This is a genomic window from Microbispora hainanensis (assembly GCF_036186745.1).
In the GTDB taxonomy this organism is placed as follows: domain Bacteria; phylum Actinomycetota; class Actinomycetes; order Streptosporangiales; family Streptosporangiaceae; genus Microbispora.
On record NZ_CP108086.1, the window covers coordinates 1,173,380 to 1,194,371 of the forward strand.

Below are 20,992 nucleotides of genomic sequence, written 5' to 3' on the forward strand. Positions count from 1 at the left end.
CGCCGCCGGACGTGCGTGTGCGGGCTCGGCCATCAGATGCCGTGGCCGCGACGGTGGAGGGCGTGGAGCACGGTGCGCGGGCTGACCAGCCCCCCGGCGACCGCAAGCGCCACCGCCGCCCTCGGCTCGGCAGGACGGGCGGAGAGGGCGCGCAGCGACCAGCGGGCGGCCTCGCGCCGCCGGCCGAGGGCCGCGTGGCAGAAGGCGAGCTGCCCGTAGACGCGGGCCGCACCCCGGGGCTCCGCCGTAAGCCCGGGATGCCGGGCGAGCATCCACTCCAGCCCCGCGATCCGGTCGTCCCAGCGGCCCACGTAGTGCGAGGACCCCCAGCGCACCCGCACGAGGGGCCGGTCGACGTGGACGATCGGATGCCGCCAGGCGGCCCGCAGCGCGAGATCCCAGTCCTCGTTCTGACCGGCCGGCGCGCTCTCGTCCACCCACGCCCAGCCCCGGCGGAACAGGAACGTCGAGGAGTGCACCATCATCATGCGCGAGCGGGTGAGGTGCCGGTGAGTGACCCGGCCGGTGCCGGCCAGCCGCGGCACCCGGCGGTCGCCATACTCGACCTCGACGGCGCAGCTCGCGAAGCCGGCGTCGGGCTCCTCCGTCAGCGCGGCGACCTGGGCGGCCAGCTTGCCGGGCAGCCAGAGGTCGTCGTCGTCGCAGAAGGCGACGAGATCCGTGCCGAGCTCCGCGATCCCGGTGTTGCGCGCTCCCGGCAGGCCGGCGGCGCGCCGGTTGCCCAGCACCCGGACGGTCCTGGCCACACCGCCCGCATCCGCAGCGCCCGTAGAGCCGCCCGTAGAGCCGCCCGCAGCACCGGCCCCGGAACCGGCGACGGCATCGGCACCGGCACCGGGACCGGGACCGGAGACGCCGGACACCTGCCGGGCGACCAGTGAGGCGGGGACGCCGTCGGCCACGATCACCACCTCGACCCGGCCGTCGTACTCCTGGGCGAGCACGCCGGTCAGCGCGGCCCGCAGCGGGCCGGGCCGGTCTCCCCTTGTCGGGATGACGACGCCGACGGACGGCCTCATCGCCGGGCTCCCGGGCGATAGGCGAGGCGATAGCCGTAAAAGCACAGGAGGGGAAGAGTGATCGCGGTGACCAGCCACCGCTGGGACCACGGGAGGGGCGCCGGACGGTGACGGATCTCGATCGGTCCCACCGAGAAACGCATCGGGTTGCCCGAGACGGTGTGCGCGACGCCGAGCAGCGCTTCGCGGTCGTCCAGGAAGGTGAAACCGCCGGTCGGAAGGCCGATCTGCGCGACCAAGCGTCCCAGGGTCGCGCGCGGGTCGCGCACCAGGTCTTCGTGACGCACCCGGACGACCTCGACGCCCTTGCGGCGCAGCACCTCGAAGGCCAGGTTCTGGGCCAGCCAGTGGACGGCGGTGCGCACGGGCGTCCACCGGGTCATCGGCCGGCCGTCCTCGGGCCTGCGCACCCTGCGCCGCCACGACGCGGCCACCGCCCGCGGATCGCGCACCACCTGCACGACGCGCAGCTCCATGATGGCCGCCAGACAGTACGCCAGGGAGGCGTGCTTGCTGGAGTCGATCACGACCCGGGCGTCGGCCACCTCCGCCGCCGCCGCGTAGATGCGGGCGTACGACCGGACATATTCGGCCAGCTCGGCCTCACGGGTCACGAGCCCGAGGGCGAGGACGGGCACGCGGCGGGTCCGGTCGACGCGGCCTCGCAGGGCGGGCAGCCAGCCCGCCTGGCTCTGCCGCCACTGCCCGAACGCGCGGGCACCCACCTTGGTCCAGAACGGGCACTGGGAGAACCGCTGCCCGCAGCCGCACGGCTCGTCCGCGCGTACGCCACGGTCCCACAGGTGGACGACCTCGCCGAGCGGTGCCACGCCGGGCACCTCGCCGAGGAGGCGTTCGAGCAGGGTGCTACCGCTGCGTCCCAGGCCGCCCACGAAGATCACCGGCTGACTGTCGGCCACGTGCCCTCCACGGATGGATGCGAAACGTGACGACACTAGCGCGCACGGTAATCGGGCGAATCCCGATCGCCCAAAGAATCTACGAGCCCCCTGCGCCGCCATAACCGGAGGTTGAGCCGCCGATCACCGGCCGTCCGGACGCATACTCCCGCCGGAATGCCTGCTCAGGAGGAGCGCAGCTCGACGCAGCACTCCCCCGGCCGCGGCACGAGGACGGCCTCCACCTTGGCGGCTGCCAATCCGTCGAGCATGCCGTCAAGGAAGGCGTGGTTGACCGCGCAGACCAGGTCGGGGGCCCGGGCGGCCAGCGGATGGAACGGGCAGTTGCGCAGCCGCACACAGGTCGGCGACTCGCGGCCGGGCTCGAAGCCGTGCCGCGCGAGCAGCCCTTCGAGCAGGGTGAGCGCGCGCTCGGCGCCGAGCCGTCCGGGCCTGGTGCGGGCGCGCTCCGCGGCGCCGATCTCCTCGCCGCGCCGGGAGGCCACCCGCACCGCCGCCTGGCGGGCGCTCTCCCCTTCGCTCTCCGTGAGCACGGCGTCCATGAGGATGTCGGCCAGCACCTCGTGGCGGCGTTCGGGGATCGTGACGCGGATGTCGATATCGGTCGGTTCGTAGACCTTCGGCGTGCGGCCGACCTTGCGGATGCCGCCGACCGCCTCGTAACGGGCACGCAGCAGCCCGGCGTCGACCAGTTTGTCCAGATGGAAGGCGGCCAGCTTGCGGGAGATCCCGACCGAGGCGGCCGCCTCGTCCCGGGTCACCGGACGGCGCGCCCTGCGGATGTAGGCGTACATGCCCTGCCGCAGCTCGTCGTCCAGCGCGGCCACCGCACCGATCGCGGGATCCGTCGTCACCCCGCCACCTTATCGCCCGCTTCGACGGTCGAAAACCATCACCCCCTCGATGTACGCGAACGTCTTGACCGCCAGACTGAATAAGACCAACATTCATTGGCGTAATAAGTCGAACGCGGAGGCCCGGATGACCGGTGAACTGCACGAGGCGAAACGACCGGTGAGCGCGCTGCTCGCCGGGCCGTACGGCCATCCGTTCCACCCCATGCTGGTCGCGGTGCCCATCGGGGCCTGGGTGGCGAGCATGGTCTTCGACCTGGCGTCCCGGTTCGCCCCCGACCCGGGTTTCCTCGCCGAGGGCTCGACGTGGCTGATCGCCATCGGCGTGCTCGGCGCGGTGGCCGCGGCGATGGCCGGGTTCCTCGACCTGTTCGCCATCCCGGCGGGCACCCCGGCGTTCCGCACCGGTCTGCTCCACATGGGGCTGAACCTCGTGATCACCGCCGCGTACGCCGCCGGCTTCCTGTGGCGGCAGGCCCTCTCACCCGCGGACACGGCGGCGGGCGGGCCGGTCGCGGCCGGCCCGCTGCTGCTCTCGGCGGGCAGCCTGGCGCTGCTCGTGGTCTCCGGCTATCTCGGCGGCAAGCTCGCCTACCGCTATGGCGTACGGGTCGCCGACGAGGCCACCCAGGCCGGCGGGTTCCGGCGCTGACCCCCCTTCCCACCCGCACAGAAGGAGAACTCATCATGGCCATCGCGGCACTGATCACGTGGCTGCTCACCGCCGTGGGCGGCTTCGTGATGCTGGGCGTCTGGATCGCCAGAGGCGGCCGGCGCACCAGCCGCTTCTCACCAGGTCTGATCTTCGGCCACTTCGCGCTGGCCGCCGCGGGGCTGGTCGTGTGGATCGTGTTCCTGGTCGCCGACGCCGCCGCACTGGCGTGGGTCGCCCTGGTCCTGCTGGTCCCGGTCGCCCTGCTGGGATTCGCGATGTTCGCCCGGTGGATCCCCGCCTACCGCGCCCGTACGGCGGTGGCCGCCGGGCCCGGCACGGCACAACCGGCAGAGCGGCACTTCCCGGTCGCGGTCGTGGCCGTGCACGGCCTGCTGGCCGTGGTCACCGTGGTGCTGGTGCTGCTGGCCGCGCTCGGCACGAGCGGTGCCTGAGATGCGTTCCGGCACCGCCCTTCGGGTGATCGACAAGCAGCGCGCCGGCGTGGATCTTGCCGCGGCCGAGCGGGCGGCCCGCGCGTTCCTGGAGGCGCTGGGCGTCTCCGCCGACTCCGAGAGCCTGCGGGAGACCCCGGCACGCATGGCCCGGGCGTATGCCGAGCTGTTCACGCCGCGCCCGTTCGACCTGACCACCTTCCCCAACGAGGAAGGCTACGACGAGCTCGTGCTGGCCCGGTCGATCCCGGTCCGCTCGGTCTGCGAGCATCACCTGCTGCCCTTCGCCGGGGTCGCCCATGTCGGCTATCTGCCCGGCGACCGCATCCTCGGGCTGTCCAAACTGGCCCGCGTCGTGGAGCACTTCGCCCGCCGTCCACAGGTGCAGGAGCGGCTCACCAAGCAGGTGGCCGACTGGCTCGCAGAGCGGTTGCGGCCTCGCGGGGTCGGCGTCGTGATCGAGGCCGAGCACACCTGCATGACCCTGCGCGGAGTGCGGGCCGTCGGCTCGACCACCGTCACCTCGACGCTGCTGGGCATACTCCGGGAGGACGCCCGATCCCGGCAGGAGTTCTTCGCCCTCACCGGCACCCGCCCCTGAACAAGGAGATCATCGCCGTGACACCGCAGAGATTCGTGATCGTCGGAGCCGGTCTGGCCGGTGCCAAGGCCGCCGAGGCCCTGCGCGAGCAGGGATTCGACGGGCGGATCACGCTGATCGGCGCCGAGCCGCACCGTCCCTACGAGCGGCCCCCGCTGTCCAAGGGCTATCTGATGGGCACGACCGAGCGGGCCGGCGTCTTCGTCCACCCGGAAGGCTGGTACGCCGACCACGACGTCGAGCTGCGGCTCGGCGTGGCGGCGACCGGCCTCGACCGTGGCGCCCACCGCGTCGAGCTGACCGACGGCGGCGCGGTCGAATACGACAAACTGCTGCTCGCCACCGGGGCCCGCCCGCGCACGCCGCCGATCCCCGGCGCGCACGCACCCCACGTGCACTACCTGCGCACGATCGAAGACTGCGAGTCGCTCAAGGAGGTCATCGGGAGCGTTTCGCGGCTGGCGGTCATCGGGGCGGGCTGGATCGGGCTGGAGGTCACCGCGGCGGCCCGGCGGGCCGGCGTCGAGGTCACGGTGCTGGAAGTGGCCGAGCTGCCCCTGCTGCGCGTGCTCGGGCCCGAGGTCGCCCGGGTCTTCGCCGGTCTGCACCGTGACCACGGTGTCGATCTGCGGCTCGGCGTCGTCGTCAGCGAGATCACACGCTCGGGCGTACGGCTGGGCGACGGCGAGGAGATCCCCGCCGACGCCGTCCTCGTCGGTGTCGGCGCCGAGCCCGAGGTGCGGCTCGCCGTACAGGCCGGGCTGCCTGTGGACGACGGCGTCGTGGTGGACGCGGCCCTGCGTACGGCCGACCCGGACATCGTCGCCGCCGGGGACGTCGCCAATGCCCATCACCCCTTGCTCGGCAGGCGCGTACGGGTCGAACACTGGGCCAACGCGCTCAAGCAACCCAGGGTGGCCGCCGCCACCATGCTGGGCCGGGAGGCGGCCTACGAGGAGCTGCCCTACTTCTACACCGACCAGTTCGACCTCGGCATGGAGTATGTCGGCCATGTCGAGCCCGGCGGCTACGACCAGGTCGTCTTCCGGGGTGACGTCGCGGGGCGGGAGTTCATCGCGTTCTGGCTCAGCGGCGATCGCGTCCTGGCCGGCATGAACGTCAACATCTGGGACGTCGTCGAGCCGATCAAGGCGTTGATCCGCACCGGAACACCCGTCACCGCCCAGGCGCTGGCCGACCCCGGCCTGCCCCTGGACAAGCTCGTCGCGTCATAGTCCCGCCGGGCCGGCCCGTACGTAAAAGGCCCGAGGGCGGGCACGGGCACCTCGATGAACCCGGAAGCGCCGCCGTGTGCCTCGCCCTCGCATGGCCGGTGCGCCTCACCCTCGCCGGAGCGTTCACCTCGCCCCTCGCGCGGCCCGAGGGCGGGCACGGGCCAGCGCCACCCGGACGAACCGGAGCACTGCCGTGTGCTCGCCCTCGCAGACCACGTCCTCGCCCTCAAAAGCCGTGCGCCTCGCTCTCGCGGACCGTGCACCTCGGCGCATAAGCCGCGTGCCTCGCCCTCGGAAGCCGTCCGAGCCGGACCTCTCCTGGGAAGCGGCGGCGTCAGCGTGCGTCGACGATCATCCCGGCGCCGACGGTGCCGTTGGTGGCCTCGTCGATCAGGATGAAGCCGCCGGTGAGGCGGTTGCGCGCGTAGTCGTCCACGAACAACGGCTGGGTCGTCCGCAGCGACACCCGGCCGATCTCGTTCAGGCTGAGAGCGGTGGCCGACTCGTCCCGGTGCAGGGTGTTGACGTCGAGCCGGTAGTGCAGGTCGCGCACGAGGGCCCGGGCCGTACGGGTGGTGTGCTTGATGATCAGCTTGGAGCGCGGCTGGAGCTTCAGGCCGTCGGCCATCCAGCAGATCATCGCGTCGATCTCCTGGGCGACCTGCGGCTGGTTGTTCGGCCGGCAGATCATGTCGCCGCGGGAGATGTCGATGTCGTCGCCGAGCCGCAGCGTGACCGACATCGGCGCGAACGCCTCCTCCACCGGGCCGTCGAAGGTGTCGATCCCGGTGATCGTCGTGGTCAGGCCGGACGGCAGGTGCAGCACCTCGTCACCCGGCTTGAGCACGCCGCCCGCGACCTGCCCGGCGTATCCCCGGTAGTCGTGCAGCTCCTGGCTGGTCGCGCTGTGCGGGCGGATGACGTACTGCACGGGGAAGCGCACGTCGACCAGGTTGCGGTCGGAGGCGATGTGCACGTTCTCCAGGTGGTGCAGCAGCGAGGAGCCCTCGTACCACGGCATGTTCTCCGAGCGGGAGACCACGTTGTCGCCGTGCAGCGCCGAGATCGGGATGAACGTGAGGTCGGACGCGTTCAGCTTGCTCGCGAACGCGGTGAACTCCTCGCGGATCTCCTCGAACCGGGCCTCGGAGTAGTCGACGAGGTCCATCTTGTTGACCGCGAGCACCAGGTGGGGCACCCGCAGCAGCGTGGTCAGGAAGGCGTGCCGCCGCGACTGCTCCAGCACGCCCTTGCGCGCGTCGATCAGGATGATCGCCAGGTCGGCCGTGGAGGCGCCGGTGACCATGTTCCGGGTGTACTGGATGTGCCCGGGAGTGTCGGCGATGATGAACTTCCGCTTGGGCGTGGCGAAGTAGCGGTAGGCCACGTCGATCGTGATGCCCTGCTCGCGCTCGGCCCGCAGGCCGTCGGTGAGCAGCGACAGGTCGGTGTATTCCGTGCCCCGGTCGCGGGAGGTGCGCTCGACCGCTTCGAGCTGGTCCTCGAAGATCGCCTTGGAGTCGAACAGCAGCCGCCCGATCAGCGTCGACTTGCCGTCGTCGACACTGCCCGCCGTCGCGAACCGAAGGATGTCCATCAGAAGTAGCCTTCCTTCTTGCGATCTTCCATGGCGGCCTCGGAGGCCCGGTCGTCGGCGCGGGTCGCGCCGCGCTCGGTGATCCGGGTGGCGGCGATCTCGTCGATGATCTGGTCGATCGTGGTGGCGGTCGAGGCGACCGCGCCGGTGCAGGTCATGTCGCCGACCGTGCGGTAGCGGACGACGGCATCGAACGTGGGCTCGTCGTCGCCCCGCTGGACCACCTCGGAGTCGGCCAGCAGCATGCCGTCACGCTCGAAGACCGTCCGGGTGTGGGAGAAGTAGATCGACGGGATCTCGATGCCCTCACGCCGGATGTAGTGCCACACGTCGAGCTCGGTCCAGTTCGACAGCGGGAACACGCGGATGTGCTCACCCCTGCTGATCTTGGTGTTGTAGAGGTTCCACAGCTCGGGGCGCTGGTTCTTCGGATCCCACTGGCCGAACTCGTCGCGGAAGGAGAACACCCGCTCCTTGGCCCGTGCCTTCTCCTCGTCGCGCCGGGCTCCGCCGAACACCGCGTCGAACTGGTGCTCCTCGATCGCGTCCAGCAGCGTCGTGGTCTGCAGCCGGTTGCGGGAGGCCCGCCGCCCGGTCTGCTCCACCACGCGCCCGGCGTCGATCGACGCCTGGACCGAGGCGACCACCAGGCGCGCGCCCAGCTCGGCGACGCGCCGGTCACGGAACTCGATGACCTCGGGGAAGTTGTGCCCGGTGTCCACGTGCATCAGAGGAAACGGGATCGGCGCCGGCCAGAAGGCCTTCTCGGCGACCCGCAGCATGACAATGGAGTCCTTGCCGCCGGAGAAGAGCAGACAGGGGCGCTCGAACTCGGCCGCGACCTCACGCATGATGTGGATCGCCTCGGCCTCGAGCACGTCGAGCTGTGACGTGGTGTAGTCACGCTGAAGCATTGGGGACTTCCTTCACGGAGTCTGGCGATGCAGGTCACGGATTCCGGCGAGCAACGTTGGCGCCAGATCCGGTAGGGAGACCAGGATATCCGGCAGGTACGGGTCCTCCTGGTTGTAGGTCAGGGGTGAGCCGTCGATCCGGCTCGCATGGGCCCCCGCCGCGACCGCCACCGCGACCGGGGCGGCCGAGTCCCACTCGTACTGTCCCCCCGCGTGCACATACGCCTCGACCTCACCGGTGAGGACCGCGGCGATCTTGGCACCGGCCGAGCCGATGGGGACGAGCTCCCCGCCGAGGCGGGCGGCCAGCTCGCGGACGAACTCGGGCGGCCGGGTGCGGCTGACCGCGATGCGGAACGGCTCACGCACCTTCTCGGGCAGCTCGGGCGGCGCCGCGGTCGTGAGCGTACGTCCCTGGGCGGGCAGGGCGACGGCCCCGGCCACGAGAGCGCCGCGCTGCCAGAGCGCCACATGGACGGCCCAGTCGGTGCGGCCCTGCTCGGAGAACTCACGGGTGCCGTCGAGAGGATCGACGATCCAGACGCGCTCGGCCGACAGCCGCCGGGGGTCCATCCGCTCCTCGCGGGTCGCCTCCTCCGACAGCACGGCGTCGTCCGGCCGCAGCCGCCTGAGCGCGTCCATGAGAAACTCGTGGGACGCGCGGTCTCCCGCGTCCTTCAGCGCCCGGCCGTCGTCGAACCCGAGACGGGCGCGCAGCCCCAGGAGCCGCTCCCCCGCCTCCGTCGCCAGCTCACCGGCGAGGGTGTGGTCGTCCCGCATCGTCATTCCTCAGTACGCTCCCGCCCCGCGTGCGACCGCAGACCACGTCTTCCATAAGATCTGCAGATCCAGCATGAGAGACCAGTTCTCGACATAACGTAGGTCCAACCGTACCGATTCCTCCCAAGAGAGGTCGGACCGGCCGTTGACCTGCCAGAGCCCGGTCAGCCCGGGCCGCACCACGAGCCTGCGGCGCACGTCGTCGCCATAGCGCGCGACCTCCTCGGGCAGCGGCGGACGTGGCCCGACGAGCGACATGTCGCCCCGCAGCACGTTGATGAGCTGCGGTAACTCGTCGACGGAGTAACGCCGCAGCGCGGCGCCGAGCGGGGTCACCCGCGGGTCCCTGCGTACCTTGAACAGCACGCCGTCGGCGTCGCTGACCAGCTCGATCTTGCGGGCCTCCGCGTCGCGCCACATGGTGCGGAACTTGAGGATCGTGAACTCCACGCCGTCCCTGCCGACCCGCCGCTGGCGGAACAGGGCAGGCCCCGGGCTGGTCACCCGTACGGCCACGGCGACGGCGGCCAGGAGCGGGGCGAGCAGCACCAGCGCGACGGCGGCGACCAGCCGGTCGAAAACGCCCTTGACCAGCCGGCGTCCTCCCGCCAGCTCGGGATGCTCCACATGCAGCAGCGGGAGCCCGGCGACGGGGCGGATCGCGATGCGCGGACCGGCCACCTCCATCAGCGCGGGCGCCACCACCAGATCGGTGCGCGTCCGCTCCAGCCGCCAGGCCAGCCGGCGCAGCGCCGTGCCGTCCAGCTCCGGGCAGGCGAGCACCGCCACCGTGTCGGCCCGGACCTGCTCGACCACGAGCGGCACGTCGGTGAAGTCGCCCAGCACCGGCACGTCGGCGACATGGCCGGAGGCGCGGGTGGGCACGCAGGCGGCCACCACCTCCATGCCGTGGTAGCGCTCCCTGCGGAAGGTCTCGACCAGCTCGGCGATCGCCGTCCGGTGGCCCACCGCCACGACCCTGCGCATGCAGCCCTCACCTCTGGCCCGCCTGCGGTGCAGCCGCTGCCGCAGGCCGTACCTCGCCGCGAGGGTGAGCACGGTCGTGAGCGGCAGCGCGATCAGCACGTATCCGCGGGCGAGCCCGGTCTTCGACGCGTACGCCACGATCGCGACCCCCGCGATCAGCGTGAACCCGGCCCGCGCGACCCGGCGGAACTCCTCGGCCCCCACGCCGATCAGACGCGGCTCGTACGCCCGGCTCAGCACGAGAGTCATCGCCCAGACGGCGGGCAGCGCGGCACTCACCATCACATAGGGCATCACGTACGGAGTAACCTCGCCGAACCGGATCACCACGGCGGTGACCCCAGCGAGAAGGGCCCCCACGATGTCGCAGACGGCCGCGGTGAGCCGATATCGCACGGCCCACGCGGGCGGCCGCGGCATCGGATGGGCGGGCGCGTCCCGGGACATGCCGACGGCGAGCGCGGTCGTATCGCCGTCCAGCACTGTCGCCCCCCGCAATCCTGCCACTACCGACGGTGATGGAATGCTAGCGGCCTCACCCCGGCGTCTCAGGGAGATTCGTTGAAAGCCGAAACGTACATATCGGTCGATGTCGAGGCGGACGGCCCCATTCCGGGGCCGTACTCGATGGTCAGCTTCGGCATGACCGTGGCCGGGCGGATGACCGGGCGGCGGTTCGAGCGGACCGACCCTGAGGCGCTGACGTTCTACGCCGAGTTACGGCCGATCAGCGACGACCACGTGGCGGAGGCGCTGGCGGTGAGCGGCCTCGACCGGGAGACGCTGCTGCGCGAGGGACGCGACCCGGCCGAGGCGATGACCGAGGCGGCGGCCTGGGTGGCCGAGGTGTGCGGCGACGACCTGCCGGTGCTCGCGGCCTTCCCGCTGTCGTACGACTGGATGTGGATGTACTGGTACTTCCTCCGCTTCACCGGACAGTCGCCTTTCGGCCACTCTCGGTGCATCGACATCAAGACGCTGTACGCCGCCAAAGCCGTGGTGCCGGTCGCCTGGGCGACCAAGCGTCAGATGCCGCGCGAGGTGCGTTCGCGGCGCCCGCACACGCACAACGCCCTGGATGACGCGATCGAGCAGGCGGAGCTGCTGCAGAACCTCATGGAGTGGCCGGGCTCGGCGCACCGCGAGGCCGGCGACGGGGCCGTTTCGCGGGGTCTCAGCGGGGCGGCTTCGCCGGATTGAGATCGGCGGCGTGGAAGCGGTTCTGCGTCGCCTCGAGACCGGCGGTCATCAGCGACTCCACCATGTCGGCCGCCCGGTCCACGAGGAACGGCAGGTCCTTCCGCTCGGCCGTGGCGAAGTCGCGCAGCACGAACGTCGCCGGGTCCATGCGGCCCGGCGGGCGGCCGATGCCGAACCTGATCCGGGGATAGTCGCGCGTGCCGAGCGCCTTCGTGATCGACTTCAGGCCGTTGTGGCCGTTGTCGCCGCCGCCGATCTTCGCGCGCAGCGCGCCGTACGGGATGTCCAGCTCGTCGTGGATCACGATCACCCGGTCGGGGGTGACCTTGTAGAAGTCGGCCAGCGCCTTCACCGGGCCGCCCGACAGGTTCATGAACGACAGCGGCTTGGCCAGCACGACCGGTAGCCCGGCCAGACGGCCCTCGACCACCTCGGCCCGCGACCGGTGCGCCTTGAACCGGCCGCCCATCCGGGCCGCCAGCTCGTCGAGCACCATGAAGCCCGCGTTGTGCCGGTTTCCGGCGTACTCCGGCCCGGGGTTGCCCAGGCCGACCACCAGCCACCGCTGCGCGGACGTGTCGGACATCGCTGTCTCCTCCGCTGTCTGCCTTGCTGTCTGCCTCGCCGCCGGCTCCGCTGTCGGCTCCACCAGCCGACTCCGCCAGCCGGCTCCACCAGCCGGCTCCACCAGCCGGCTCCACCGCCGACTCACATGGAAGAGTCCTCCACAGACATTCTGTGGAGGACTCTCTCACGAACGGGTCCTACTCGGCGGCCTCGGCGCTCTCGCCCTCGGCGGCCTCGCCCTCCTCCGGCAGCGCGGCCGTCGGGGCCGCGATCACGTGCAGCACCAGCGCCTCGGGGTCACCGGCGAGCGTCGTGCCGCTCGGCAGCTTCAGGTCGCCCGCGTGCACGGTGTAGCCGGCGTCCTGGCCGTTCACGTCCACCTCGACGCCGGTCGGGATGTGGGTCGCCTCGGCCTCGACCGAGATCGTGTTCAGCGGCTGCTCGACGATCGCGCTGCCGACCGGCTCGCCGACGACGGTGACCGGGATCTCGACGGTGACCTTCTCGCCGCGCTTGACCAGCAGCAGGTCGACGTGCTCGAGGAAGCCCTTGATCGGGTCGCGCTGGACGCCCTTGGGCAGCGCGATCTCGTCCACGCCCTCGCCCTGCAGGCGGATGAGCACGTTCGGCGTGCGCAGCGCGAGCAGCAGCTCGTGGCCGGGAAGGGTCAGGTGCTTGGGCTCGGTGCCGTGGCCGTAGAGGACGGCGGGGACCTTGTTCGCCCGGCGGATCTTGCGGGCGGCGCCCTTGCCGAACTCGTTACGGAGCTCGGCGGCGATGCGTACTTCGGACACGGCACATCTCCTAGGGATGACTCGAATCGGGATTGGCGCGCTCCCCCTCACCCGCCCTAGCGGAAGGCGTTACGAGCGCAACCCCAGTAGCCTACCGTTCGCCGCGCCGGCCACGCGCCATCGGCGCTCCGCCCGTCACTCGCCGGTGAACTTCGGCTCCCGCCCCTCCCGTACCGCGGCGAAGCCCTCGCGCAGGTCTCGCGTGCCGAACATGAGCTGGTAGCCGCGGCGCTCCAGCGCGATCCCGGCCTCGAAGGACGTGTCGAGACCGAGGCGGACGACCTCCTTGATCTGCCGCACGGCCAGGCGGGGGCGGGAGGCGATCAGCGCGGCCAGCTCCACGGCCCGGTCGATGGCGTTGCCCTCGACCACCTCGGAGACGTAGCCGAGCCGGTACGCGTCGGCGGCGGTCATGGGCGTGCCGGTGAGGAGGGCGTACAGCGCGTTCTGCCGGCCGATGACGCGGGGCAGCCGCTGCGTCGCGCCGCCGCCGGGGACCAGGCCGATGGTGACCTCGGTCTGGGCGAAGCGGGCGTTCTGCGAGGCGATGACGAAGTCGCACTGGAGGATGAACTCGTTGCCGCCGCCGAACGCGTCCCCGTTCACGGCGGCGATCACGGGCTTTCCGCTGTACCAGAACGCCTGGTGGGTGTAGGCGCGGATCGCGCCCACCACATCGCGTCCGGCCTGCTCGTTCAGGTCGGCGCCGACGGCGAAGACGGTGTCGCCGCCGGTCAGGACGATCGCGCCGATGTCGTCGTCCTGGTTGAGGGTCTCGACGGCCTCGGCGAGCAGCACGCGTATCTCGGTGTTGAGCGCGTTGCGCACCTCCGGCCGGTTGAGCCGGATGACCGCGACGCCGTCGCGGGGCTTTTCGATCTCGACAACTGCCATGGCGGATGCCGGCCTTTCTGCGGGGAGGTCAGTGGTGGGACTCGAAGGTCTCCATGTTCGGGTTGTCCTTGAGCTTTCCGAAGATCTCGGATCCGTCGTTGATCCAGTACGGCGGAGGCCCGGGGGTGCTCGTCGCCTTGTCGAAGTCGGCGACGCCGATGAAGCAGACCATGAACCAGATCAGTTCCGCCGCGAACATCTCCGGGTGCTGCCGCGGGTGGCGTCCGCCGACGCGACGGGACCACTTGGTCATGGCCTTGCCGAGGTCGATCCGGAAGCCGAGGGTGACGTCCGGCACGTCGGTGTCGTGGAAGGCCACCAGCAGCAGGTCCCTGTCGTCCTCCACCGCGTACGTCACCTCTTCGAAGGTGAACTCGGGCCAGAACGGCCGGTCGTGGAGGTACTCGTCCTCGGTCGGCGCGCCCGGGGAGCGGCGGTTGGTGCGGTAGCGGGCGCTCAGCAGCGACCACATGTGGTCCCGGATCACCTTGGCCAGCGCCGGGTCCCGCTCGTCGTCGTGCGCGTATGTCGTGCCGTCTGCGGCCAGGTCGCCGTTCACCCTGCGTACGCCCCCTGAATCGTGGTTGCTTCGGACTGGATGCGCGCCTTCATGCGCATCACCGCGCGCGGCGCGTTCACTCCGGCGGCGGCGACGACGCGGCCCTCGCGGAAGTAGGTCACGAACGGGTACCCGTCCGCGCCGATCCGCTCGACGCTGACCTCGTCGTGCCCGCGCGCGTGGCCGACCATCTGGTACTTCAGGCCGTACTGGTCCGACCAGAAGTACGGCACCTCCGCGAACGGCGCGGGCTCGCGGCCCTCCAGCCCGGCCCACCAGCTCTCGACGGCGTGCCGCGCCTGCGCCGACGCGTTGCTCCAGTGCTCGACCCGCATCCGCCGCCCGAACACGGGGTGCCTCCAGTTGGCGATGTCCCCGGCCGCGAAGACGTTCGGCCGCGCGGTCCGCAGGGCCTCGTCGCAGCCGAGGCCGTCGGAGACGTCGAGCCCGGAGCCGTGCAGCCATTCGCAGGCCGTGACCGCGCCGAGCCCGAGCACGACCAGGTCGGCGCAGGTCTGCCCGCCGTCGTCGAAGGTCAGGACGACCGGGCCGTCCGGCTCGGTCGCCGACAGGCCGGTGACGGTCGTCAGCAGCCGGGTCGTCACGCCGTTGGCGTGGTGCCGGTCCAGGCAGAACCGTCCCAGGTCCTCGCCGAACACCGTGTCCATGGGCAGCCGCCCCTGCACGACCAGCTCGACCGGCAGCCCGCAGGACCGCAGCGACGCGGCGATCTCGTTGCCGACGAGACCGGCGCCGACGACCACCGTCCGGGGCCGGCCGGGCAGCCGCTCCTTGATCCGTTCGGCGTCGGCGAGCGTGCGCAGGCAGTGGACGTTGGGCAGCCCGGCGAACGCCTCCGGCAGGCGGGCGCGCGTCCCCGTGCAGACGAACAGGGCGTCGAAGGGGATCCACTCGCCGTCGGAGGGTTCTGCCGGAGCCTCGTGCGTGGGCGTGACCAGCACCCGGTCGTCGTCGGGGTCCAGCCGCGCGCACACCGCGTGGTCCACGACGCGCAGCCGCAGGCCGTGCGTGTCGAGGCCGGGCAGCCGGATGTCGTCGCGGGTGACCTTGCCCTGGATGAGTTCCTTGGACAGGGCGGGCCGGGAGTAGGGAGCGGTGCCCTCGGGCCCGCGTACCCAGACGACGTCGCCGGCGAAGCCATGCCGGGCGAGTTCGGCGACCACCCTGTGGCCGGCGAGGGACCCGCCGGCCACGACGACGGTCTGCGAGGTGGTGGCGACCACGGCCGCTATTCCTCCAGGCTCAGCGCGAGGACCGGGCAGGAGGTGATCGACTGCCGGACCTGGGCCTGGATGACCGGGTCGTCGGGGATCTCGTCGACGATGTGGAGGTTCAGGTCGTCGTCGACGTCGAAGACGTCGGGGGCGATGCCCATGCACACGCCGTTTCCGTCGCACAGGGTGCGGTCGACAGTGACTTTCATGTGGATCTCCTTGAGGGCGGGAAGATGTCGCGTTCAGTTGGCCGCCGCGGGCTCGGTCACGCCGTCGACCAGGTTCACGTAGTCCTTGTAGCGCTTGAGCAGCCACCGGTTGAACTGGAGAAGCGACTCCTCCTGGAAGGAGTAGCGGCCGGGACGGCGGAAGCGGGAGCGCATGCCCTTCTGGAGCGACAGATCGGAGCTGGCGTCCTGCTGGTGGAACAGGACCAGGCCGTCCTGGGCGATCTTGTAGAGCTGCTCGAAGCGGGGGTGCCGGGTGGACTCCTCGGGGTACAGGTGACCGATGCGCAGGTTCATGTGGTCCGGCCCCGCGGGCAAGACGAGGTAGTAGAACAGACCCTCGGGAACCGCCCCGAATCCCAGGTTCGGGGGGACCGAGGCGAAGATGACCTGGTTGCGCTCCTTCTCGCCGAGCGTCGGGATGATCGGGAGCAGGGCCTTGGTGGTCGCGTTGAAGCCGGCGTCCGGGTGGTAGAAGCCGGTCGGGTGGTAGACCGCGCCCTCGTCGGGGTCGAGGTCCACGAAGCTGGTGAGCCTGACGTGCGCGAAGTCGTGCAGCATGCCGTGGAGGTAGGCGCTGTGGTAGGGCTCGATGCCGTTTTCGAGCTGCGCCTTCCAGTTCCAGTTGTTGCCGCGCAGCTCCGCGACGGGCATGCTCACCATCTCGTCGATGTGGTAGTTCTCCAGCTCCTTGGTGAGCTTGGTGAGCGTGGGCGCGAGCGGCTTCGCGTTCGGGTCGAGATTGGTGAAGACGAAGCCGTTCCAGATCTCGACCCGGTGCGAGGGCAGGTACGCCTCCGCCTTCAGGTTCTTCAGGCCGACGGTGTCGTTCATGGACGGCGCCGCGATGAGGGAGCCGTCCAGCCCGTACGTCCAGGCGTGGAAGGGGCAGCGGAAGAGCCTGCCGGTGTTCCCCGACCCCTCGCACACCAGGTGGGCCCGGTGTGCGCAGACCGGGGTGAGGACCCGAATCTCCATGTCCTTGCCGCGGACCATCATCAGGGGCTCGTCGCCCATGTCGATGCGCACGAAGTCACCCGGCTTCGGGATCTCGTCGACGCGGCCGAGGCACAGCCACTGGCGCATGAAGATCGCCTCTTGCTCGAAGGCGTAGAACTCCGGATCGACGTAGCACTCGCGAGGGAGGTTCCAGCCGGTGGCCATGTCCCGGGAGCCCTCTTCGATGACCTTGAGGATGCGCCGGATGTTCTCGGAGACGGGTGCAAGACCCATGGTTCGGATGCTCCTTACGTGTGATGTGTCGCGGCGGGCGCGAATCAGGCCGTGCCGTCCGCCGCCGTGGCGGCGGTCCCGGGCGCCTCGGCGGCCCCGGGGGCCTCGGGGGCCTGTGGAACGGGCGTGCCCGCTCGGACCAGCAGGTGGTTGAAGAGCAGGTTGAGCAGGAAGGCCGCCAGCACCGTGACCGTGACGGCGCTGCCGAGGATGAACTGCGTGTCCTGGTTGAAGTTCTGGTAGATACCCGGCACCGCCACCGGCAGCATCCCCAGGCCGAGGGAGACGGCGACGATGAGCAGGTTCTGGTTCCCGGTGAAGTCGACTCTCTGCAGCATCTGGATGCCGACGGCCCCCGTCATGGCGAACATGACCAGGCCGGCGCCGCCGATGACGGGTCCCGGCAGGCTGGCGACGACCTCGCCGAGCTTGGGGATGGCACCCATGATCATCAGCAGCACGCCGGTGACGGTGATGACGTACCGGCTGCTGACCTTCGTCAGGCTGATCAGTCCCACGTTCTGGCCGAACGTGGAGTCGGGCACCGAGTTCATGAACCCGGCCAGTACGGCGGACAGGCCGTCGGTGGCCAGTCCCCGGGCCATGTCCTTGTCGGTGACGCGCTTGCCGACCGCGTCGCCGATGGCCAGCACGCACGCGGTCATCTCGCAGAAGACCACCACCATGGCGACGCACATCGCGAGGATCGGCACGAGCCGGAACTCCGGCGCGCCGAAGTGCAGCGGCGTCGAGAAGCCGAACCACTTGGCGCCGGCCACGGAGGAGAAGTCGGTGATGCCCATGATCGCCGCGATCACCGTGCCGATCGCCAGGCCGAACAGCACCGAGATGTTCCGGAGGAACCCGGTGAACAGGCGGTTGGCCAGCACGATGATCACGACGACGGCGAAGGCCAGGAGGATGTACCGCACGCTCGCGTAGTCCGGCGACTGCGGGTCGGACCCGGTGATCAGGTCGGCGCTGACCTTGACCAGCGAGAGCCCGATGATCGTGATCACGCAGCCCGTGACCAGCGTCGGGAAGAACCGCAGCACCTTGGAGAACGGCCGGGCGATCAGTATTCCGAAGACGCCTGCCGCGATCATCGAGCCGTACATGGTCGGCATGCCGTACTCGGAGCCGACGAGCATCATCGGGGTGAGGAAGGTGAAGGAGGCTCCCGCGACCACCGGCATGCGGATGCCGAAGAAGCGGGTGAGGCCGACGCTCTGGATGACGGTGGCGATGCCCGCCACGAGCAGATCGGCATTGACGATCAGTGCGATGGTGTGCGTCTCAAGTTTGAGCACCGTGCCGAGCACGAGCGGAACCGCGACGCAGCCCGCATACATGATCAACATGTGCTGCAGGCCGAAGAAGAAGAGTCGGGGCGCAGGAAGGACTTCGTCCACCGGATGGCGGTCGGAAGCCGTTGATTTGGGTGCACGGGTGGAAGGTGACACGGCGGTCTCCTGGCACTGAGTGAACGCCCCCTGGTCCCTCCGCCGGCGTTGACGAGCCAAGGTTCGGAGCTATGGGCAGGCGTGCGACGCCCCTGGGCGAGCAGGGTCGTCTGAGATCCGACGGAGCCGGTTTCCCCCATCGGGAACGGTCACGGTGGGTATCCGGTGCGCCGGTACCAGGAGGGTAAGGCGGCCCAAAAGGGGTGTCAATGACCAGTTTTCACTTGTTTTCAGTCGCAGAGGGTGCTTAGGATCCTGTATACAGTATCCTCAATGACCCCCTCTGAGCGGAGGCATCGTGCGGCCGACCGCCCGGCGAATAGGCATGATCACCCCGTCGTCCAACACCGTCGTCGAACCGATGACCGGCGCGCTGCTCGCCGGCCGGGACGACGTCTCGGTCCACTTCACCCGACTGCGGGTCACGAGCATCAGCCTCGACGCCGCCGACACCCGTCAGTTCGCCCCCGAATCGTTCGTCGACGCGGCCCGCCTCCTCGGCGACGCGCGTGTCGACGTCGTCGCCTGGAACGGCACCTCCGGCTCCTGGCTCGGCCCGGGCGGGGACGAGCGGCTGTGCCGCGAGATGGAACAAGCCGCCGGCGCCCCCGCCACGACCTCGACGCTGGCCGTCCTCGCCGCCCTGCGCGCCTTGGCGGCCCGGCGCACCGGTCTGCTCACGCCGTACACGCGGGACGTCGGCGACGCCATCGCCGCGCACTACGCCGATCACGGCTTCCCCGTGCACGCGGCCCGCCACTTCGGCCGCACCACCAACTACGACTTCGCCCTGCTCGGGGACGCCGAGCTGGACGAGGCCTTCGACGCGCTCGTCACGGCGGGCTGCGACGCGGTCGCCGTGGTATGCACCAACCTGCGCGCCGCACACCTGGCCGCCCGGTGGGAACACCGCAGTGGCGTCCCGGTCATCGACAGCGTCGCCGCGACGCTGTGGCAGGCCCTCGCCCTGGCCGGGGACGCGAGACCGATCACCGGGTACGGGCGCTTACTGGCCCACCCGCCCGCAGTCCAGACGCAGAGATGAGGAAGACCATGGCCAAGGACATCAAGATCCTTATCGGAGTCGACGTCGACGCGGTCGCCGGCTGGCTCGGCTCGTACGGCGGCGAGGACTCGCCCAACGACATCCAGCGCGGGGTGTTCGCCGGCGAGGTGGGCACCCCCCGGCTGCTCCAGCTCTTCGAGCGGTACGGCCTGCGCACGACCTGGTTCATCCCGGGCCACTCCATCGAGACCTTCCCCGAGCAGATGGCGGCCGTCGCCGAGGCGGGGCACGAGATCGGAGCGCACGGCTACTCGCACGAGAACCCCATCGACATGTCACCGGAGCAGGAGCGGGACGTGCTCGGCCGCTGCGTCGAGCTCATCCAGGGCCTGTGGGGGCGTCCGCCGCGCGGCTACGTGGCGCCGTGGTGGGAGATGAGCCGCCACACCGCGGCCCTGCTGAAGGAGTTCGGCTTCTCCTACGACCACTCGCAGAACTACAACGACTTCCATCCCTTCTACGCCCGCGTCGGCGACGAGTGGACGAAGATCGACTACAGCCGCCGGGCCGAGGACTGGATGAAGCCCCTCACCCACGGCGCCGAGGTCGACCTCGTGGAGTTCTGCGGCAACTGGTACGTCGACGACCTGCCGCCGATGATGTTCGTCAAGAAGTCCCCCAACAGCCACGGCTTCGTCAGCCCGCACGATGTGGAACGGCTGTGGCGCGACCAGTTCGAGTGGGTCTACCGCGAGTTCGACTACGCGGTCTTCCCCATGACCCTGCACCCCGACGTGTCCGGCCGGCCGCAGGTCCTGCTGATGCTCGAGCGGCTCTTCGACAGCTGGCTCGGCCTGCCCGGCGTCGAGTTCACCACGTTCGACGCGGCGGCCGACGACTTCCGGCGGCGTTATCCTTTCGACGGCGCCGAGCGGCCCGCGCCGGTCGGCACCGGTCCGGGACCGAGGCGGAAGACCGGGGAGACGGCCCTGTGAGCAGGCAGGCGGACGCGCCGGGTGCGTTCGACATCGACGCCGACTACAAGCCGCTCCGGGACCGCGTACGCGACGAGCTGCGCCAGCGCATCATCGACGACGTCTACCCCGCGGGAACGCGACTGGTCGAGACCGAGATCGCCGCCCAGCTCGGGGTCTCCCGGCTGCCGGTGCGGGAGGCGATCCGGGCCCTGGAGAGCGAGGGCTTCGTCAAGACGGTCCCCCGGCGGGGCGCGGTCGTCGTGGAGCTGTCGGAGCAGGACGTCGAGGAGCTGTTCGACGTGCGCGAGTCGCTGGAGGTCCTGGCCAGCCGGCAGGCCGCGACGCGGGCCACCAAGGCCGAGCTGCGCCGCGTCCGGAGCATCCTGACCCGGGCGCGCAAGGCGCTCGACGCCGGAGACCGCATCGCCCTCGGCAAGGCCAACGAGGCCTTCCACGACGAGATACTCAAGCTGTCCCACAACACCCTGCTGCAGTCCCTGCTGGAGCCCCTGCAGGGGCGCCTGCACTGGCTGCTGCGGCAGACGGGCGACCCATACGACCTGTTCGAGGAGCATTCGGCGTGGTTCGAGGCGATCGCCTCGGGCTCGGCCGACCTCGCCGCCGAACGCGCCCGCGAGCACGCCCGGCTGAACCGGGAGATCGTGCGCAAGCTCCTGGCCGAACGGCAGCGCCAGACGCCTTCGGCGTAACACCACGACCCGGACGCGACCGCCCGGCGCGAGCACACCGCCCCCCATCCGGGTCGCTCCCCGTTCATCGCGCGGCCACGTCGTCGCCGCGC

General features: G+C 70.7%; 23 protein-coding genes. 8 read left to right on the plus strand and 15 right to left on the minus strand.

Annotated elements, in window-relative coordinates; genetic code table 11:
• Positions 1-32: 32 nt before the first annotated feature.
• The 3 genes from OHB01_RS05305 to OHB01_RS05315 all read right to left on the minus strand — a co-directional run bounded on the left by OHB01_RS05305 (position 33) and on the right by OHB01_RS05315 (position 2,814).
• Positions 33-1,040, minus strand: coding sequence for a glycosyltransferase family 2 protein (locus tag OHB01_RS05305; RefSeq protein WP_328855014.1), 1,008 nt, complete (start codon positions 1,038-1,040; stop codon positions 33-35).
• Entirely contained in the window at positions 1,037-1,960 is a 924-nt protein-coding gene (locus tag OHB01_RS05310; RefSeq protein WP_328855015.1) for a sulfotransferase, read from the minus strand. The genes OHB01_RS05305 and OHB01_RS05310 overlap by 4 nt, the downstream gene beginning before the upstream one ends.
• Positions 1,961-2,124: 164 nt before the next feature.
• Positions 2,125-2,814 (minus strand): helix-turn-helix transcriptional regulator, encoded by a 690-nt coding sequence (locus tag OHB01_RS05315; RefSeq protein ID WP_328855016.1) that lies wholly within the window; start codon positions 2,812-2,814, stop codon positions 2,125-2,127.
• A gap of 127 nt (positions 2,815-2,941) precedes the next feature.
• On the opposite strand from OHB01_RS05315, the gene OHB01_RS05320 reads away from it, so the two are divergent.
• The 4 genes from OHB01_RS05320 to OHB01_RS05335 are packed head-to-tail and all read left to right on the plus strand — an operon-like array spanning position 2,942 to position 5,757.
• Entirely contained in the window at positions 2,942-3,466 is a 525-nt protein-coding gene (locus OHB01_RS05320) for a DUF2231 domain-containing protein (protein ID WP_328855017.1), read from the plus strand.
• Between the two features lie 35 nt (positions 3,467-3,501).
• Positions 3,502-3,921 (plus strand): hypothetical protein, encoded by a 420-nt coding sequence (locus tag OHB01_RS05325; RefSeq protein WP_142650772.1) that lies wholly within the window; start codon positions 3,502-3,504, stop codon positions 3,919-3,921.
• 1 nt (position 3,922) lies between these two features.
• Entirely contained in the window at positions 3,923-4,522 is a 600-nt protein-coding gene (gene folE / locus OHB01_RS05330) for a GTP cyclohydrolase I FolE (RefSeq protein ID WP_142650773.1), read from the plus strand.
• 17 nt (positions 4,523-4,539) lie between these two features.
• Positions 4,540-5,757 carry an NAD(P)/FAD-dependent oxidoreductase gene (locus OHB01_RS05335; protein WP_261985677.1) on the plus strand — a complete coding sequence of 406 codons (1,218 nt, stop codon included), beginning with the start codon at positions 4,540-4,542 and terminating at the stop codon, positions 5,755-5,757.
• A 334-nt stretch (positions 5,758-6,091) separates the two neighbouring features.
• Here OHB01_RS05335 and cysN read toward each other — a convergent pair whose 3' ends face one another.
• From cysN to OHB01_RS05355, 4 genes are read right to left on the minus strand one after another with little or no spacing between them, the layout of a single operon-like run.
• Positions 6,092-7,354, minus strand: coding sequence for a sulfate adenylyltransferase subunit CysN (cysN, locus tag OHB01_RS05340; RefSeq protein ID WP_142650774.1), 1,263 nt, complete (start codon positions 7,352-7,354; stop codon positions 6,092-6,094).
• Entirely contained in the window at positions 7,354-8,268 is a 915-nt protein-coding gene (gene cysD, locus OHB01_RS05345) for a sulfate adenylyltransferase subunit CysD (protein WP_142650775.1), read from the minus strand. Before cysD ends, cysN begins: the two co-directional genes overlap by 1 nt.
• A gap of 12 nt (positions 8,269-8,280) precedes the next feature.
• On the minus strand, positions 8,281-9,054 hold the full coding sequence (locus OHB01_RS05350; protein WP_185949062.1) for a 3'(2'),5'-bisphosphate nucleotidase CysQ: 774 nt from the start codon (positions 9,052-9,054) through the stop codon (positions 8,281-8,283).
• 3 nt (positions 9,055-9,057) lie between these two features.
• On the minus strand, positions 9,058-10,455 hold the full coding sequence (locus OHB01_RS05355; protein WP_187280560.1) for a sugar transferase: 1,398 nt from the start codon (positions 10,453-10,455) through the stop codon (positions 9,058-9,060).
• A 141-nt stretch (positions 10,456-10,596) separates the two neighbouring features.
• Between OHB01_RS05355 and OHB01_RS05360 the strand changes: the two genes are divergently transcribed.
• Positions 10,597-11,235 (plus strand): exonuclease, encoded by a 639-nt coding sequence (locus tag OHB01_RS05360; RefSeq protein ID WP_205830893.1) that lies wholly within the window; start codon positions 10,597-10,599, stop codon positions 11,233-11,235.
• Here the strand turns inward: OHB01_RS05360 and pth are convergent.
• From pth to OHB01_RS05400, 8 genes are all read right to left on the minus strand, one after another.
• Positions 11,210-11,821 carry an aminoacyl-tRNA hydrolase gene (pth, locus tag OHB01_RS05365; protein WP_142650776.1) on the minus strand — a complete coding sequence of 204 codons (612 nt, stop codon included), beginning with the start codon at positions 11,819-11,821 and terminating at the stop codon, positions 11,210-11,212. The genes OHB01_RS05360 and pth overlap by 26 nt on opposite strands.
• Before the next feature lie 178 nt (positions 11,822-11,999).
• The gene (locus OHB01_RS05370) at positions 12,000-12,596 is read right to left on the minus strand and encodes a 50S ribosomal protein L25/general stress protein Ctc (RefSeq protein WP_142650777.1); all 597 of its coding nucleotides are present in this window, start codon (positions 12,594-12,596) and stop codon (positions 12,000-12,002) included.
• 135 nt (positions 12,597-12,731) lie between these two features.
• Entirely contained in the window at positions 12,732-13,490 is a 759-nt protein-coding gene (locus OHB01_RS05375) for an enoyl-CoA hydratase-related protein (protein ID WP_142650778.1), read from the minus strand.
• Between the two features lie 28 nt (positions 13,491-13,518).
• On the minus strand, positions 13,519-14,049 hold the full coding sequence (locus tag OHB01_RS05380; protein WP_142650779.1) for a hypothetical protein: 531 nt from the start codon (positions 14,047-14,049) through the stop codon (positions 13,519-13,521).
• The gene (locus tag OHB01_RS05385) at positions 14,046-15,293 is read right to left on the minus strand and encodes an NAD(P)/FAD-dependent oxidoreductase (protein ID WP_328855018.1); all 1,248 of its coding nucleotides are present in this window, start codon (positions 15,291-15,293) and stop codon (positions 14,046-14,048) included. Before OHB01_RS05385 ends, OHB01_RS05380 begins: the two co-directional genes overlap by 4 nt.
• Positions 15,294-15,298: 5 nt before the next feature.
• Positions 15,299-15,493 carry a ferredoxin gene (locus OHB01_RS05390; RefSeq protein ID WP_168066390.1) on the minus strand — a complete coding sequence of 65 codons (195 nt, stop codon included), beginning with the start codon at positions 15,491-15,493 and terminating at the stop codon, positions 15,299-15,301.
• Positions 15,494-15,526: 33 nt separating this feature from the next.
• Positions 15,527-16,744, minus strand: a complete 1,218-nt coding sequence (locus OHB01_RS05395; protein WP_142650781.1) for an aromatic ring-hydroxylating oxygenase subunit alpha — start codon at positions 16,742-16,744, stop codon at positions 15,527-15,529.
• A gap of 44 nt (positions 16,745-16,788) precedes the next feature.
• On the minus strand, positions 16,789-18,207 hold the full coding sequence (locus tag OHB01_RS05400; protein WP_312845779.1) for a nucleobase:cation symporter-2 family protein: 1,419 nt from the start codon (positions 18,205-18,207) through the stop codon (positions 16,789-16,791).
• 298 nt (positions 18,208-18,505) lie between these two features.
• On the opposite strand from OHB01_RS05400, the gene OHB01_RS05405 reads away from it, so the two are divergent.
• Genes OHB01_RS05405 through OHB01_RS05415 form a run of 3 tightly spaced genes read left to right on the plus strand, consistent with a single transcriptional unit; the run spans position 18,506 to position 20,900 of the window.
• Positions 18,506-19,252, plus strand: a complete 747-nt coding sequence (locus tag OHB01_RS05405) for an aspartate/glutamate racemase family protein (RefSeq protein WP_222709427.1) — start codon at positions 18,506-18,508, stop codon at positions 19,250-19,252.
• The gene (locus OHB01_RS05410) at positions 19,249-20,208 is read left to right on the plus strand and encodes a polysaccharide deacetylase family protein (RefSeq protein ID WP_261985679.1); all 960 of its coding nucleotides are present in this window, start codon (positions 19,249-19,251) and stop codon (positions 20,206-20,208) included. Before OHB01_RS05405 ends, OHB01_RS05410 begins: the two co-directional genes overlap by 4 nt.
• A complete protein-coding gene (locus OHB01_RS05415) occupies positions 20,205-20,900 on the plus strand; it encodes a GntR family transcriptional regulator (RefSeq protein ID WP_205830895.1) in 696 nt (231 codons plus the stop codon). Before OHB01_RS05410 ends, OHB01_RS05415 begins: the two co-directional genes overlap by 4 nt.
• The last annotated feature ends 92 nt before the right edge of the window (positions 20,901-20,992 follow it).

Bases quoted from the DNA above. Each gene is read 5' to 3' on its own strand.
- pth (WP_142650776.1), bottom strand. From the start codon at position 11,821: ATGTCCGACACGTCCGCGCAGCGGTGGCTGGTGGTCGGCCTGGGCAAC.
- OHB01_RS05375 (WP_142650778.1), bottom strand. From the start codon at position 13,490: ATGGCAGTTGTCGAGATCGAAAAGCCCCGCGACGGCGTCGCGGTCATC.
- OHB01_RS05320 (WP_328855017.1), top strand. From the start codon at position 2,942: ATGACCGGTGAACTGCACGAGGCGAAACGACCGGTGAGCGCGCTGCTC.
- OHB01_RS05305 (WP_328855014.1), bottom strand. From the start codon at position 1,040: ATGAGGCCGTCCGTCGGCGTCGTCATCCCGACAAGGGGAGACCGGCCC.
- OHB01_RS05390 (WP_168066390.1), bottom strand. From the start codon at position 15,493: ATGAAAGTCACTGTCGACCGCACCCTGTGCGACGGAAACGGCGTGTGC.
- OHB01_RS05350 (WP_185949062.1), bottom strand. From the start codon at position 9,054: ATGACGATGCGGGACGACCACACCCTCGCCGGTGAGCTGGCGACGGAG.
- folE (WP_142650773.1), top strand. From the start codon at position 3,923: ATGCGTTCCGGCACCGCCCTTCGGGTGATCGACAAGCAGCGCGCCGGC.
- OHB01_RS05355 (WP_187280560.1), bottom strand. From the start codon at position 10,455: ATGCCGCGGCCGCCCGCGTGGGCCGTGCGATATCGGCTCACCGCGGCC.
- OHB01_RS05410 (WP_261985679.1), top strand. From the start codon at position 19,249: ATGAGGAAGACCATGGCCAAGGACATCAAGATCCTTATCGGAGTCGAC.
- cysD (WP_142650775.1), bottom strand. From the start codon at position 8,268: ATGCTTCAGCGTGACTACACCACGTCACAGCTCGACGTGCTCGAGGCC.
- OHB01_RS05395 (WP_142650781.1), bottom strand. From the start codon at position 16,744: ATGGGTCTTGCACCCGTCTCCGAGAACATCCGGCGCATCCTCAAGGTC.
- cysN (WP_142650774.1), bottom strand. From the start codon at position 7,354: ATGGACATCCTTCGGTTCGCGACGGCGGGCAGTGTCGACGACGGCAAG.
- OHB01_RS05325 (WP_142650772.1), top strand. From the start codon at position 3,502: ATGGCCATCGCGGCACTGATCACGTGGCTGCTCACCGCCGTGGGCGGC.